The sequence below is a fragment of the Streptomyces sp. NPDC001904 genome, from assembly GCF_040297005.1.
Taxonomy (GTDB): Bacteria; Actinomycetota; Actinomycetes; order Streptomycetales; family Streptomycetaceae; genus Streptomyces.
In genome coordinates, this window is sequence record NZ_JBEOYI010000019.1 from 107,942 (window position 1) to 121,582 (window position 13,641).

Annotated in this window: 20 protein-coding genes; 3 read left to right on the plus strand and 17 right to left on the minus strand. The window is 69.6% G+C overall.

Translation table 11 applies throughout. From position 1 onward, the window contains the following. Positions 1 to 157: 157 nt before the first annotated feature. The 3 genes from ABT127_RS27045 to ABT127_RS27055 all read right to left on the minus strand — a co-directional run bounded on the left by ABT127_RS27045 (position 158) and on the right by ABT127_RS27055 (position 2,915). Entirely contained in the window at positions 158 to 1,054 is an 897-nt protein-coding gene (locus ABT127_RS27045) for a winged helix-turn-helix domain-containing protein (RefSeq protein ID WP_351455106.1), read from the minus strand. Positions 1,055 to 1,188: 134 nt separating this feature from the next. Then, entirely contained in the window at positions 1,189 to 2,034 is an 846-nt protein-coding gene (locus ABT127_RS27050; RefSeq protein ID WP_351455109.1) for an HAD family hydrolase, read from the minus strand. Next, positions 1,983 to 2,915 (minus strand): winged helix-turn-helix domain-containing protein, encoded by a 933-nt coding sequence (locus ABT127_RS27055; protein WP_502971794.1) that lies wholly within the window; start codon positions 2,913 to 2,915, stop codon positions 1,983 to 1,985. Before ABT127_RS27055 ends, ABT127_RS27050 begins: the two co-directional genes overlap by 52 nt. A gap of 174 nt (positions 2,916 to 3,089) precedes the next feature. Between ABT127_RS27055 and ABT127_RS27060 the strand changes: the two genes are divergently transcribed. Then, entirely contained in the window at positions 3,090 to 3,281 is a 192-nt protein-coding gene (locus tag ABT127_RS27060; protein WP_111665462.1) for a hypothetical protein, read from the plus strand. A gap of 22 nt (positions 3,282 to 3,303) precedes the next feature. Here the strand turns inward: ABT127_RS27060 and ABT127_RS27065 are convergent, their stop codons facing one another. Further along, positions 3,304 to 4,236: a winged helix-turn-helix domain-containing protein gene (locus tag ABT127_RS27065; protein WP_351455112.1), complete on the minus strand. Its 933-nt coding sequence runs from the start codon at positions 4,234 to 4,236 to the stop codon at positions 3,304 to 3,306. Positions 4,237 to 4,449: 213 nt separating this feature from the next. Between ABT127_RS27065 and ABT127_RS27070 the strand changes: the two genes are divergently transcribed. Then, positions 4,450 to 4,635: a hypothetical protein gene (locus tag ABT127_RS27070; RefSeq protein ID WP_111665464.1), complete on the plus strand. Its 186-nt coding sequence runs from the start codon at positions 4,450 to 4,452 to the stop codon at positions 4,633 to 4,635. A 63-nt stretch (positions 4,636 to 4,698) separates the two neighbouring features. On the opposite strand, the gene ABT127_RS27075 is transcribed toward ABT127_RS27070, so the two are convergent. Both ABT127_RS27075 and ABT127_RS27080 read right to left on the minus strand, forming a co-directional pair. Beyond that, positions 4,699 to 4,821 carry a hypothetical protein gene (locus tag ABT127_RS27075; RefSeq protein WP_351455115.1) on the minus strand — a complete coding sequence of 41 codons (123 nt, stop codon included), beginning with the start codon at positions 4,819 to 4,821 and terminating at the stop codon, positions 4,699 to 4,701. A 15-nt stretch (positions 4,822 to 4,836) separates the two neighbouring features. After that, positions 4,837 to 5,430: an RsiG family protein gene (locus ABT127_RS27080; RefSeq protein ID WP_351455118.1), complete on the minus strand. Its 594-nt coding sequence runs from the start codon at positions 5,428 to 5,430 to the stop codon at positions 4,837 to 4,839. Between the two features lie 181 nt (positions 5,431 to 5,611). Between ABT127_RS27080 and dtd the strand changes: the two genes are divergently transcribed. Beyond that, positions 5,612 to 6,037 (plus strand): D-aminoacyl-tRNA deacylase, encoded by a 426-nt coding sequence (gene dtd, locus ABT127_RS27085; RefSeq protein ID WP_351455121.1) that lies wholly within the window; start codon positions 5,612 to 5,614, stop codon positions 6,035 to 6,037. 25 nt (positions 6,038 to 6,062) lie between these two features. Here the strand turns inward: dtd and ygfZ are convergent, their stop codons facing one another. The 11 genes from ygfZ to ABT127_RS27140 form a co-directional block, all read right to left on the minus strand. After that, a complete protein-coding gene (ygfZ, locus tag ABT127_RS27090; protein WP_351455123.1) occupies positions 6,063 to 7,043 on the minus strand; it encodes a CAF17-like 4Fe-4S cluster assembly/insertion protein YgfZ in 981 nt (326 codons plus the stop codon). Between the two features lie 34 nt (positions 7,044 to 7,077). After that, a complete protein-coding gene (locus ABT127_RS27095; RefSeq protein ID WP_351455125.1) occupies positions 7,078 to 7,515 on the minus strand; it encodes a Fur family transcriptional regulator in 438 nt (145 codons plus the stop codon). Between the two features lie 62 nt (positions 7,516 to 7,577). Continuing rightward, on the minus strand, positions 7,578 to 8,150 hold the full coding sequence (locus ABT127_RS27100) for a heme-binding beta-barrel domain-containing protein (protein ID WP_351455128.1): 573 nt from the start codon (positions 8,148 to 8,150) through the stop codon (positions 7,578 to 7,580). Positions 8,151 to 8,362: 212 nt separating this feature from the next. Then, positions 8,363 to 9,232, minus strand: coding sequence for a hypothetical protein (locus ABT127_RS27105; RefSeq protein ID WP_351455131.1), 870 nt, complete (start codon positions 9,230 to 9,232; stop codon positions 8,363 to 8,365). After that, entirely contained in the window at positions 9,229 to 10,029 is an 801-nt protein-coding gene (locus ABT127_RS27110) for a hypothetical protein (protein ID WP_351455134.1), read from the minus strand. The genes ABT127_RS27105 and ABT127_RS27110 overlap by 4 nt, the downstream gene beginning before the upstream one ends. Then, positions 10,026 to 10,757, minus strand: a complete 732-nt coding sequence (locus tag ABT127_RS27115; protein ID WP_351455136.1) for a hypothetical protein — start codon at positions 10,755 to 10,757, stop codon at positions 10,026 to 10,028. The genes ABT127_RS27110 and ABT127_RS27115 overlap by 4 nt, the downstream gene beginning before the upstream one ends. A gap of 137 nt (positions 10,758 to 10,894) precedes the next feature. After that, positions 10,895 to 11,161, minus strand: coding sequence for a DUF3099 domain-containing protein (locus tag ABT127_RS27120; RefSeq protein ID WP_351455139.1), 267 nt, complete (start codon positions 11,159 to 11,161; stop codon positions 10,895 to 10,897). A gap of 119 nt (positions 11,162 to 11,280) precedes the next feature. Further along, positions 11,281 to 11,568: a DUF1416 domain-containing protein gene (locus tag ABT127_RS27125; protein ID WP_018527919.1), complete on the minus strand. Its 288-nt coding sequence runs from the start codon at positions 11,566 to 11,568 to the stop codon at positions 11,281 to 11,283. A 35-nt stretch (positions 11,569 to 11,603) separates the two neighbouring features. Further along, positions 11,604 to 12,449: a sulfurtransferase gene (locus ABT127_RS27130; protein ID WP_351455142.1), complete on the minus strand. Its 846-nt coding sequence runs from the start codon at positions 12,447 to 12,449 to the stop codon at positions 11,604 to 11,606. Positions 12,450 to 12,590: 141 nt separating this feature from the next. Continuing rightward, a complete protein-coding gene (locus tag ABT127_RS27135; RefSeq protein WP_351257108.1) occupies positions 12,591 to 12,671 on the minus strand; it encodes a putative leader peptide in 81 nt (26 codons plus the stop codon). Positions 12,672 to 12,873: 202 nt separating this feature from the next. Next, positions 12,874 to 13,602: an LmeA family phospholipid-binding protein gene (locus ABT127_RS27140; protein ID WP_351455145.1), complete on the minus strand. Its 729-nt coding sequence runs from the start codon at positions 13,600 to 13,602 to the stop codon at positions 12,874 to 12,876. Between the last annotated feature and the right edge of the window lie 39 nt (positions 13,603 to 13,641).

The following is a 13,641-nucleotide window of genomic DNA, read 5'->3' on the forward strand; positions in this document are numbered from 1 at the left end:
CCCACACTGCCTATGCCGCAAACGGCTGATACCGAGGGAGGAAAGCCACTCTTGCGGGATTCGCGTTCGATAGCCGAACGATTCAGATCCGGTCTCGGCCTATCCCACCACGCGGCCAGAGGATCCCCAACGGAATCGGACGACCTCGGGACCGTCTTCAGTCCTGCCCGGCATCCCGGGCCACATACTCCCAGAGCCCGTCGAACATCTGCTGCTCGGCCTCGACGAAGGCGGCCTCCGTCGGGCTTCCGGCGCTGGCGAAAGCGAACATCGGGGTCTCGAAGCCACGCACGTCGCACAAGGGCACCGGGGTGCCGTTGTCGTAGTCGTCGACCTCGCGCATGATCCGTTGCGGGATGTAGTGCCCGATCAGGGCCTCCCGCCGGTTGAGCAGATAGATCTTGCGGGTGGGCGTTCCCGTCATACTGCGGAACTCCGTGCGCACATCGATGCCCCCCATCACCCGCAGCTGCATGAGGTTCTGCTCCAGGACCTTCTGCTGCGCCGCCAGTTGGTTCCGGTTGCGTCGATGAAGCGCCGCGTCGAGTTCGGTGTCGTGACCCCAGCCCTTCTCCGGTGCCGGATAGTCGAGGTGCTGATCGCTCGCCGGGAGCAGGATGCGTACGTGCACCGACTCGGGGCGGCTCCTGCCCTCGAAGACCTGCCGCAGCGGCTCGCCCAGCGAGACCATCAAGGTCTCCGCCGTCAGGCACATCGCGTCCAGCCGCACCCGAGGCGCCTGGAACGCGGCGACCAGCCGGGGGCCGAGCACGCTGCGCGCCGAGCGGGATCCGGTCGCCGGGGTCGCCGTGGCCCGCTCGGCGACCTGGGGCGGGCTGCCCTTGCTCACGTTGGTCAGCAGGCCGTCGGCCCGCAGCAGTTGCAGCGCGCCCCGCACCGCGCCCCGCTCCACCCCGAACTCCTCGGCGAGCGCGGCCTGCGTGGGCAGCCGGTCGCCGGCGCCGAGCACGCCGGTCCTGATGCGTTCCCGCAGTTCGTCGGCTATGCCCTCGGAGGTGGGCCGGGGCGCCGGGACGCTCTTGTCGTTCACCACGGCACGATCACCTCCGCAGTACCGATCCGCAGTACGGATACGTAGTGCCGATCTCCAGTACCAAGTTGCGTCAACCTTACGCCAGTTGGCAGCCAACTCCACCGACTTGTCAGCCAGAACGGGCGATTCGCAGCTCAGGACCGGTCCAGCAGAATTCTCAGGAGTCCTTGCAGCGACTCGACCACCTGAGAGGCGCCCGCCTCTCTCAGCAGCCGCTTCTTGTTCTCATTACGCGCGTAGCCGAGGAAGGCCACACCGGCAGCCTCGGCCGCGCGCAGGTCCGTGGGGGTGTCCCCGATCATCAGGGTGGCGGCGGGGGCCGCGCCCATGGCGTTCAGCGCGCGGTTGAGGCAGTAGGGGTCGGGCTTGAGGCGCTTCAGGTCCTGCGTGCGGCCGTAGATGTGCGGCTCGAAGCAGACCGAGAGACCGCGGCCCTCCAGATAGCGCCGGGCCACCTCGGGCGAGTTGTTGGTGGTGATGGCGAGGCGGGCGCCGACGGCCGACCAGGTGCGGATCAGCGGGTCCGCGTACGGGGTGGGCCAGGCGGTGGGGACGGCTTGCAGCTCCTGTTCGGTGAGACGTTTCTCCATCTCCACGACCAGGTCGCTGGAGGGACGTTGGAGGCCCAGGCTGCGCAGCGCGCTGTGCGGATCGGCGTCCGTCCGCTCCTCGGGCGTCAGGGCGTCCCCCAGACCCTGCGCGTCCAGCCAGGCCACCTGTTCCCGCGCGATCCCCGCGGCCGGCCGCCCCGCGAACAGCCGGCAGATCGGCCCGTCGAAGTCGAAGAGCACGTACCGCGCTCCCCGCACCAGGCCGGTCAGTTCCGCGCCGTGCTCCGTCTCGTCAGCCACGGTGCCAGTCTGCTTCGCCGGACCGGAAGTCTCCAGGCCGGAAGTCACTGGGTCAGAAGTCTCTAGGTCGGAAGTCACTAGGAGAGTGTCAGGTCCGACGTGATGGTTGCCCAGAGCGCGTCGAACCATTTCTGGGACTCCTCGACGAAGGCGCGGTCGCGGTGGCCCGCGCGCTTCTCGAAGGAGAACAGCAGGGCCTGGGTGCCCGTCGCCGCGTACATCTCCAGCTTGGTGCCGCTGTCGATCTCCTCCTCCCGCTTGGTGACCATGTAGTACGAGAGGAGCGCCTCCTCGTGGTTGAGGAGGTAGAGCTTGACGGGGGGCGTGAACGGCAGGGCGCGGAAGGTGACCCGGACGTCGATGCCGTGCGAGGAGCGCAGCGAGCGGAGGTTGTGCCGCAGCACCTGGCCCTGGGCGTTGCGCTGTGCCAGCCAGCGCTGGTGGACCGCCACGTCGTCGGCGCGGGCGCCGCCGTCGCCCTGGTCCGGGACCGGGACCGGCACCGGGAAGGCGAGGTCGATGTCGCGGCCGGGCAGCAGGATGCGGACGTCGACGACGCTCGGGCGCATCCGGCCCTCGTGGATCAGGCGGAGCGGTTCACCGAGGGCCAGCATGAGGGTCTCGGAGGTCATGCACACGGCGTCGATGCGCACCTCGGGCGCCTGGAACGCCTCGACGAGCCGTGGGGCCAGGGCGACCATCGTGGGCTGCGGGCCGTCGGGGGCGGTGGCCGCGGAGGCGATGCGGGGCGGGCTTCCCTTGCTGCGGCTGCTCAGCAGGCCGTCGGACTCCAGGAGCTGGAGCGCCTGGCGGACCGTGCCGCGCTCCACTCCGAACTCCTCGGCGAGCACCGCCTGCGTGGGCAGCCGGTCGCCCGCCTTGAGCTCGCCGGCCTTGATCCGGCGGCGCAGATCGTCGGCGATCTCCTGGGGACCCCGCCTTCTGCTTCCGTTCAGTGTCACGTCCATCGTGTCCGCCATGTCCGCCACGCCCTCCCGGGTCACAACCAAATGGTACAACTCCCGTCCATTTGGCGGGAGTTGTTGAAGACTTGTTTTTCAGGGTCGCGAGTTGGGGACAACAATCGTGGGTTGGTGGCCAACTTGGCACCGGATGGTTACAGATGGCGCGTACTCGGCCAACCCGTCTCAGCACCTGCCGAAGCCGATGAAGGGGGAACCGTCATGCCTTTCCTGAGCCTCCTCTCCGCGGTCTTCGTGATCACCTTCGAGCAGCTCGTCCAGTGGCACTACGGCCCGGCCGGAATCGCGGGCCTCCTTCTGCTGGCCGTGGGCGTCAAGGCAAGAAACGCCACCTGCAGTTCCATCGGTGGCGTACTGCTCGCGATCATGGTGGCCGGCCCCGCGCTCCACTAGCCCAGGACCGCCCGGAACCGGGTCAGGGACCGATCAGCGTCAGGTCCGTACTGATCGTGTTCCAGAGGCTGTTGAACCACAGGTGGGACTGCTCGACGAAGGTGGTGTCCCGCAGTCCCGCTCCCTGCTCGAAGGCGAACAGCATCTGCTGGACGCCCGTCGCGTCGTACACGTCGACCCGCTCGTGATCGAGCAGCTCACCGCGCCTGCTGAGTGTGTAGTACGCGAAGAGCGCCTCGGTGCCGTTGAGCAGATAGAGCTTGACCGGTGGCGTGAACGGGAGGGCGCGGAACTCCACGTGGACGTCCATGCCGTGCGTGGTGCGCAGGTCCGTCAGGTTGTGCCGGAGCACCTGGCCCTGGGCGTTGCGCTGCGCCAGCCAGTGGCGCTGCAGCCTGCCGCCCAGGGCCGCCTCCTGCCCGGCCTCCAGGGACGCGGCCGGCGCGGGGGCGGGGAAGGCGAGATCGATGTCCCGGCTCGGCATCAGGACGCGGACCCTGACCTTGGCCGGTTTCATGCGGCCCGCGTGGATCTGCCGGAGCGGTTCGCCCATCGCGAGGGTCAGCGAGACCGATGTCAGGCACAGGGCGTCGATCTCCACGTCCTGCTGCCGGAAGGCGGCCGTGACCCGCGGCGCGAGCGCCACCATCGTCGGCTGCGGGGGCGCTCCGGGGCCGCGGAACGCGGACTGGGTGTTCTCCGCGACGGTGGCCGGACTGCCCTTCGAGACGTTGGCCAGCAGATGCTCGGACTGCAGGATGCGCAGCGCCTGGCGCACCGCGGACCGCTCCACCCCGAAGTCGTCCGCCAACTGGGCCTGAGTTGGCATTCGTTGGCCCGCCCGCAGCGCCCCGGAGCGGATCCGGGCCCGCAGCTCGTCCGCCACCTCGCGGTACGTCCACTGCGCCCGCTGCGGCTCTGGCCGTCCGTTGACGGCGGCATGCTCCAAGCTCACCCTTCCACGGTACAACTTCACGCCATCTCAAGGGAGTTGAAGGAAGGATGGTTATAAGTCGCGGCTCAGCGGAGATAACTAACTTTGAGTTGGTGACCAACTTGGACGACATGGTCGGACCACCACGGGGGTTGGCGTCGACCACAGAGGTTGGTCTACGCCATCGCCTTGGCGGCAGAGTTGGTCACCACTCCCACCTAAGGGGGTAGGGACATGCCGGTCTTCGCCATCGTCGTCGCCGCGCTGGCCATCGGATTCGAGCAGCTCATCCAGTGGAAGTACGGCCCCGTGGGCATCATCGCCTTCATCCTGCTGTCCGTCGGCCTCAAGGCCAAGAACACCGTGATCAGCGGCATCGGGGCGGTCGCCCTCGTCATGCTGCTGGCCCAGAGCGGCTGACCGGGCTCTCCTCCGGAGGGGAGCCGGGAGCCCGGTCGGTCTTCGGACGGAGTGCCGCCGGCCTCAGAACACGTCGGGGCACCACGGGCGCCACGGCGTACGGAACAGGGCGTCGGCCACGGCGGCGACGCCCGTCTCCTCCTCCACCACCCGGCCGAGGGGCGCCTGGATCGTCGTGGCCCGCACCCGGCAGCGGACTCCTCACCCGCCCAGCAGATCGGCGACCTGCGCCTCGCCCTCCCGGTAGCGGCGGGCGATCTCGGCGCTGCAGTCGTCGGCCGTGTGCTGCAGTTGCTGCCGCCTCCGCGACACCTGCTGCTCGTACCGCACGAGCCGCCCCATCCCGGCGTGCAGCTCGTCATCGGTCCGCGCCCCCAGGTCCGACAGCTCCACCTCGGAGAGCATCTCCGAGGCCAGCCGCCGGAACTCCTCGCTGCGCGGGGTCCCGAGCGTGACGTGCCGGGCGGACGCGCGGTACCGCGTCGGCTGGTCGCGCAGGATCTCCGAGAGCCGGTCCACCACCGGGCTCTCCGGGTCGCGCCGCCGCGCCAGCTCGGCCCGCAGGATGTCGATCCGGCCGTGGAGCAGCCGCCGCACATAGCTCAGGTCGGCCTCGTCCTGCTGGGACTCCCGGCGCAGCGTGCGCAGTTCGGGCAGGCGCAGCGTGGTCAGGTCGGGTACGGCGACGGGCGGGAGTCCGGGGCTGTCCGTGCGCTGCACCGGCGGCCGCGACAGATGCGTCAGCGACACGGTGGCGGGCCCCGCGGGCGCCGCCGTACTCGTTGTGTGGCTCATGGCATGGGAATCCATGGTGTGTGCTTACCGTCCCCTCGACCGGACTGCCGCCGTGCGCCTCCGGCGCACCACGTGTGAGCATCGTGCCACTCCGCGTGGCCACTTAGGGTACGAGTGCCCCATATCGGCCCCGGATGGGGGGTTCGTAAGCCGAGTGCGACGGGCACGGCATGATGACCGTATGCGAGCAGTGGTGCAGCGGGTGGACGGCGCGAGCGTCGTCGTGGACGGCGAGACGGTGGGCGAGATCAAGGGCGAGGGGCTGTGCGTCCTGGTCGGGGTGACCCACGAGGACACCCCCGAGGACGCGGCCCGGCTGGCCCGCAAGCTCTGGTCGGTGCGGATGCTCTCCGAGGAGCGGTCGTGCAGCGACATCGACGCGCCGCTGCTGGTCATCAGCCAGTTCACGCTCTACGGCGACGCCCGCAAGGGCCGCCGCCCGACCTGGAACGCGGCGGCTCCCGGCGAGGTCGCCGAGCCGCTGGTCGACGAGGTCGTGGCGCAGCTGCGGACGCTGGGCGCGACGGTGGCGACGGGCCGGTTCGGGGCGCAGATGCGGGTGTCCCTGACGAACGACGGTCCGTTCACCGTGCTGATCGACATCTGAGCCAGGGCGTGTTTCGAAACACGCCCTAGGGCTCGACGACGACTTCCTGGGCCGCGGCGGTGGTCTCGACGAGCAGCGGGGCGTCGGCCGGGACGTTCCGCTTCACCAGCGCGAGCGCGATCGGGCCCAGCTCGTGGTGGCGTACGGACGTGGTGACGAAGCCGATCTTGCGGCCCTCGGGGCCGTCGGCGGCCAGCCGCACCTCCGCGCCGTGGCCCGGCAGGTGCACCTCGCTGCCGTCCAGGTGCAGGAAGACGAGGCGGCGCGGCGGCTTGCCGAGGTTCTGGACGCGGGCGACGGTCTCCTGCCCGCGGTAGCAGCCCTTCTGCAGGTGCACGGCGCTGCCGATCCAGCCCAGCTCGTGCGGGATGGTGCGGTGGTCGGTCTCGAAGCCGAGGCGCGGGCGGTGCTGCTCGACGCGCAGAGCCTCGTAGGCCAGCAGGCCGACGGCGGGCCCGTGCTCGGCCGCGTAGGACTCCAGGTCGGCGCGCGGCAGGAACAGGTCGCGGCCGTGCGCCGTCTCGCGCACGGCGACCCCGTCGGGCACCGGGGCGAGGGAACCGGCCGGCAGGTGCACGACCGCGAACTCGGCGGTCCGGTCGGCGACCTCGACCCGGTAGAAGAACTTCATGGACTCCAGGTACGCGAGGAGCGCCTCCTGCGAGCCGGGCTCCACGTGCGCCCACGTGGTCGAGCCGTCGTCCACGAGGTACAGGGCGTGCTCGATGTGCCCGTTGGCCGAGAGGATCAGCGCTTCCGTGGCGTGGCCCGCGGGCAGTTCGCTGACGTGCTGCGTGAGCAGCAGGTGCAGCCAGCTCAGCCGGTCGTCACCGGTGACGGCGAGGACACCGCGGTGCGAGAGGTCGACGACGCCGGATCCGTCGGCGAGTGAGCGCTGCTCGCGGAACAGGTCGCCGTAGTGGGCGGCGACGCCTTCGTCCACGCCCTCGCCGGGGACGGCGCCGGGGAGGGTCAGCAGGGGGCTGCTCGGTGAAAGTCGCTGCATGGTCACACACACTACGACGAGCGGACGGACGCGCTTATTCCTGCGGTCCCTCGCGCCCGGCGGTGCACTTCGCGCAGCGGCCGAAGATCGCGAAGTGCTTCAGATCGGTGTCGAAGCCGAACTCGGCGCGCAGCTTGTCGGTGAACTCGCGGGCCACGTCGACATCGGCCTCGATGACGTCCGTGCAGTCCCGGCACACCAGGTGGATGTGGTGGTGCCGGTCGGCGAGGTGGTACGTGGGTGCGCCGTGGCCCAGATGCGCATGGCTGACCAGCCCGAGCTCCTCCAGGAGCTCCAGGGTCCGGTAGACCGTGGAAATGTTGACCCCCGACGCCGTCCTGCGCACTTCGCTCAGGATGTCGTCGGGGGTCGCGTGCTCAAGGGTGTCCACGGCTTCGAGGACAAGCTGTCGCTGCGGCGTCAGCCGGTAGCCGCGCTGCCTCAGGTCGCTCTTCCAGTCGGTGCTCACCACACCCACGAGTCTAGAACCACTTGAAAAAAGCGCGGACTGCTTACCGGTTGTTCGCCCGCCGACTACTTGAAGAAGGCGATGCCGTCGTCCGGCATGTCCGGGAGGTTGCGCGCCATCTCGGCGACCTCCTCCGGGGAGACGACCTTCTTCAGCTGGGCCGACATGTAGGGACGCAGCGGGACCTCGGGGGTCTGCTTCTCGCCGACCCACATCAGGTCGCTCTTCACGTAGCCGTACAGCCGCTTGCCGCCGCTGTAGGGGCCCGAGGCCGAGGTGCGGGCGACCGCGTCCGTCGCGAGGTCGATCTGGGGCTTCTTGTCGGCCAGCTCGCCGTACCAGACCTCGACGACACCGTCGTCGCGGACCATGACGACGTCGACCTTGCGGTCCTTGCCGACGCGCCAGAAGCCGGACTCCGACTCCAGCGGCTTCACCTTGTTGCCCTCGGCGTCGAGGATCCAGGTGTGCGAGTGGTACTCCAGGAAGTCCCGCCCGTCGTGGGTGAAGGAGACCTCCTGGCCGAAGTTGGCCTTCTCGGCGCCCGGGAAATCGGTGACACCCGCGCCCGCCCAGTTGCCCAGGAGGAACGCGAGGGGAACGAGGTCGGGGTGCAGGTCCGACGGGATCTGGATCATGGAGTGCTCAATCAGGTGGGGTAGGTCAGCGCTGGCCCTGGTACAGCTTCTTCACGGTCAGACCGGCGAAGGCGAGGACGCCGACGCAGACCAGGACGAGCAGAGCGGAGAAGAAAGCCTCAAGCACGGGGTGCTCCTCGGTGAGCGGAACGTATGCGGATACAGAGCCGGGCCCCACTGTAGTCGGGTGGGGCCCGGCGCACTCGGCGAGGTCAGCCGAGCAGCTGGTTCTGCAGCGCGACGGTCTGCCGGAACGGGACGGCGGAGCCGTGTCCGTCGTCCGACTGGACCACCAGGGCCAGCACGTCACCGGCCTCGACGTACGCGTACCGGACGCGTTCCTTGCCGTACGGCTTCTGCTCTCCGTAGAGGTACAGATGGGTGTGGGGCACCGCGAAGGCGTTGCCCCCGAGCGAGTAGTCCCGCTCGGCCTTCGGGGCCCCGGCCAAGGTCGCCAGGCCCGTGACCAGCCGCGTGCGGTACTCACGCGTGAACGCGCCCGTGTTGAACCGCAGCAGGTGGATGCTGGTGTGCGTGCCGTCGGGCATGGTCCAGCCGCGCGCCGCGATGTGGCGCAGGCCGCCGTCCTTCAGGGACTGGGCGAGATCGCCCCGCCCGTCCTTCTCGTACGTCTTCAGGTACGTGGCCGTGGGCAGCCAGCCGTCCTTGCCGGCCAGTGCCTTGTCCTCGCGGGCCCCTTCGGGCGCGGGCAGGATCAGGGCGCGCAGGTCGGCGAAATGCTCCTCGCGGAGGTTGTCCTCGGCGAACGCGGCCGGGGCGTCCTTCGGCAGCGGCGGCCGGACGATCTCCGGGTACTCCCAGCGCCCGTCGCTCTTCGTGGCCAGCCCGGGCAGGTCCCCGCGCTTCTGCTCGGTGACCCCGTACGCGACCCCGGCACCGACGGCCGCGAACACGACGACGGCCGCGGTCCAGCGCAGCGCGGCCCGCAGGACGCGCCGGTCCTTCTTGACGGCGGGCGGGGCCTCGGGCTCCGGTGCCGGAAAGACCGGCGGGTGCGACGGAGGGGCCGGGAAGCCGCCCGCGGGCTGCTCCGTGGACTGGTCTGTGGGCTGGGTCGTCATACGAGCTCCCCCCGGGACGCGATGTGGTCGAGCTGCTGGGCCAGGAGGTCGGCGACGGCCTTGCTGTCGATGGAGGCCGGGCCGTAGGCGGTGACGGAGACCAGGAGGTCGTCCTGGTACGCGCTGCACGTCAGCAGATCCAGCTTGGTCTTCTTGTCGCGGGGCGCGCGGAAGCAGTCCGCGTTGCGGTGCCCCTTGACCTTCGGCCCCTTGCCGAAGACGCCGAGGGACCGCAGGAACTCCGACTGGAACTCCTTGATGTCCCGGCCTGCCTGCCGGTTCTGGATCTCGGCGAGCTGGGTCTCGACGACGAGGTCGTAGGAATCGGCCGTGTAGCTGCGCACCGCCAGACCCTTCAGCTTCAGCTTGTCGATCGCCTTGTGCTGGGCCTCGCGCTGGCGGGAGGGCAGGTTGTCGGCACTCTTCTTGAAGCGGTCCGTTGCCTCCTTGCCGGTGATCACCTTGTCGTTGCCGAACTCGTCGATGTCGGGCCCGGGGGTATAGCCGTCGGGCATCGGCAGCAGCCGCTTCATCAGGTCCGCGTCGGCGGAGCCGGCCTTGCGCTGCTTGCCCTGCGTGGGCTTGCCCCACACCTTGGCGTGGACGGTGCGGTCGGCGTCGTTCACCTTCATCACGGTGAAGCCGACGCCGCCGGCCACGGCGAGCACGACGACGGCGGCGACCGCCACGGCGGGCCAGCGACGGCGACGGCGGGGCTGTGGCTCCGGCTGGTGCGCCTCGGGCTGCTGGTGCGCCTCGGGCTCCTGCGCCCCGGGCGCCGGGGAGTGGTCGCTCACAGGCGCTCCAACTGCCGCTTTGCGAGATCCATCGCGGACTTCTTCGGGATCGGCTTGGTGTCGTACATCCAGATGTCCATCACCACGTCGCCGCGGGCCGCCAGCGAGTGGGACTTGTACAGCGGCAGATAACCGGCTTTGGTCACCGGCCGTTCGTAGACGTAGACGCGGCCCTCGGTGCTGCCGGGCAAGGGCTCGCCGTCGTTGCCGGCGTCGTCGGCGGAGTAGGCGCCCTGCACGCTGACGTACTCCTGGGCGGCGAGCCGCTCGGTCTCGCGGTACTGGATGAGGCTGGCCGTCGTCGTGGACTGGCCGCGCTGCCAGGCGACGGTCGCGGCCCGCCGGAAGGAGTCGTCGGACAGGTTGCGGAACGCCCTGGCCGGTTCCTCGAAGTCCGTGGCGAACCCGTACTGGTCGACCCAGCCCTGCGGGATGCCGCTCGCCTTCTGGGCGCCCGAGGGCCGCGGCACCAGCAGCTTGCGCAGGTCGCCGTCGGTCTTGATCCGCCGGTCCTGCGCCGCGGAGAGCGCCTCGGGGGCCTTGCCGCCCTTGGCCTGGGTGAGCTTCTGCTGCGCGAGCGGCGGCAGCGGGTCGGGGTCGCGGCCCGCCTGCACGACGTACCCCGTGCACAGGCCCGCGACGACGCCGAGCACGGCGGCCGCGCCGATCAGCGCGGGCGTGCGACCGCGCCCGCGCCGGGGTCTCTCCTCAGGCGGCGCAGGCGCCACCGGTGGCGCGGTGTGTGGTGCTTGTTCGTGGTCCAACAGGTCCCCCCACGGAACTCGAGGCGCGGATTCCGTTCTCCGCGCGCACAGGAGACCCACAGGGATACTTGAAGGTTGCACGCACTTTGATCACGAATCAGTCACCGTCGGCGGGGGCGCTTCTTCCCGTCCAGTTCGTCCCACCACTCGTCGGACTTCTCGTCGCCGGACGGGTCGTCCCACCACCGGTCGTCGGGCCCGTGGCGGTTGGCGACGATGGCGGCGAAGGGCGGGATGACCATGGCGACGACACACATGATCACGGCCGCGGGGACCGACCAGAGGCGCACCACGCCCCACGCCAGGACGAAGAGGGCGATGCAGACGCCCATCATGGCGAAGTAGGCGTGCTTGCGCCGCGCGTACATGTCTTCAGCGTAAGCCCGTGCGCGGCGCTCCGGGCAAGCCGAAGGGCCGCACCCCGACCAGTGGCGTCCAACCCCCTGGGGTGCGGCCCTTCAGCCGTCACGAGTGATCGCTGCGTCGTTCAGACGGCGATCGCGACCTCCGCGAGCCCGCCCGTCCGGGCGACGACCGTGCGGTCCGCCGTGCCGCCCGGGACCAGCGCCCGCACGGTCCAGGTGCCCTCGGCCGCGTAGAAGCGGAACTGGCCCGTGGCCGAGGTCGGGACCTCGGCGGTGAACTCACCGGTCGAGTCGAGCAGACGCACGTAGCCCGTCACCGGCTCGCCGTCACGCGTCACCTGACCCTGGATGGTGGTCTCACCGGGCTTGATCGTCGAGGCGTCGGGGCCGCCGGCCTTCGCTCCACACATGCTGAACTCCTAGATACGAGAGGTCGGTTGTCGAATTACTTGTTGGCGCCGAGCTCGATCGGCACGCCGACGAGGGAGCCGTACTCGGTCCACGAGCCGTCGTAGTTCTTGACGTTCTCGACGCCGAGCAGCTCGTGCAGCACGAACCAGGTGAGCGCGGAACGCTCACCGATGCGGCAGTACGCGATGGAGTCCTTGGCCAGGTCGACCTGCTCCTCGGCGTACAGGGCCTTCAGGTCGTCGTCCGACTTGAAGGTGCCGTCGTCGTTGGCGTTCTTCGACCACGGGATGTTGCGGGCGGACGGGACGTGGCCCGGACGCTGCGACTGCTCCTGCGGGAGGTGGGCCGGGGCGAGCAGCTTGCCGCTGAACTCGTCGGGGGACCGCACGTCGACCAGGTTCTGGCTGCCGATCGCGTTCACGACGTCGTCGCGGAAGGCGCGGATCGAGGTGTCCTGGGCCTTGGCCTTGTACTGCGTGGCCGGGCGGTTCGGGACCTGCGAGCCGTCGACCAGGTCGCGGGAGTCGAGCTCCCACTTCTTGCGGCCGCCGTCGAGGAGCTTGACGTCCTGGTGGCCGTAGAGCTTGAAGTACCAGTACGCGTACGAGGCGAACCAGTTGTTGTTGCCGCCGTAGAGGACGACGGTCGTGTCGTTGGCGATGCCCTTCTTCGACAGCAGCTCCTCGAAGCCGGCCTGGTCGATGAAGTCACGGCGAACCGGGTCCTGGAGGTCCTTGGTCCAGTCGATCCGGATCGCGTTCTTGATGTGGTTCTTGTCGTACGCGGACGTGTCTTCGTCCACCTCGACGATCGCCACGCTGTCGTTGTCGAGGTTGGCCTCGACCCAGTCGGCGTCGACCAGGACGTCGCTGCGGCTCATGCTGTTTCCTCCGGGGCAGTTGCGGCAGGCATGCTGAACGGATGTGTGCGGGTGCGCACGGTGACCCCGAGTCGTGTGTCTCGTCTCAAGGGGCCCGGAAAGCGGGAATCGGGAATGCGGCCCGGTGGCCGACCGCCCCGCTCAGGCGGTGCGACAGAGCATGGCGGCGACGCGGCACAGGTCTACTGCCCGCCGCTTCGTGAGGTCCGCCTGTCGCTTCATGGCACCGATCGTAAGGACGCAGCGGCGGCCGTGTCACCGAGGTGTCAAATAATGAGACGCGATCGACCGACATGTGAGATGGATGGTCTCCCGGGGCCACCGCCGACCGGTTCCCGGCCCGCCGTGACGCCGCTCGCTCCTGCTGGGCGGACACGTCCGTCTCGCACTGCGGACGGCGCCCGCTCCGCCTTCGCGGTCTGCCCTACCCGACGAGACGCAGGTCCGAACCCGTCACGGAGATTTCGATGCCGCCCTCGACCGCCTCGACCTTGTTCAGCTTGATGCCAGCGGGCAGATTGTCGATGGCCTGCTGGAAGTCGATGACCTCGCGCAGCGCCGATTCGCCGAGGTCGAACGAGCCGATCTTCGGCAGGCTGTCGGCGCGGGCGGACAGCTTGCCGCCGGTGACCTTGACGGCGCTGGTGACCGTGGGCCGCAGGGTGCCCAGCGGGGTCTTGAAGGCAATCGTCAGCTTGACCTTGTGGTCGCCCGCGTACGACAGGCCGTCGATCTGCGCGCTCACTCCGGGGGCGACCTGGGCCGGGCCCGCCTTGCGCACGGCCTTGAGGAGTTCGGCGTAGGAGACGCGCGCGGTGCCGGTGGCGGAGGCGGCGGTGGCCGAGCTGTAGCTGCTGTCGAACTTCACGCCGTGCATCTCGGCGTTCATGTCCGCGATGCGGATGCTGCCGTCGGCGTTCTTCGCCTCGTAGTCCTTGATGCCGATCTTCACGTCGTCCAGGGTTCCGTCGGCGACCTGGGTCAGGAACGGGAACCCTTCGATCGACACGGAGGGGGTGCTCGCGAGGCTCTCGCTCTCGCGGATCTTGTCGGCGGCCTTGCTCTCGGCGATGTTGACGGCGACCCGGTCGGCGATCACGAACAGGCCGCCGAGGATCACGACGAGGATCAGCAGTATTCGCAGTGCACGCATGTTCGGGAGCGTACGCGGGGCCGAGCGGCCGGGGGCCGC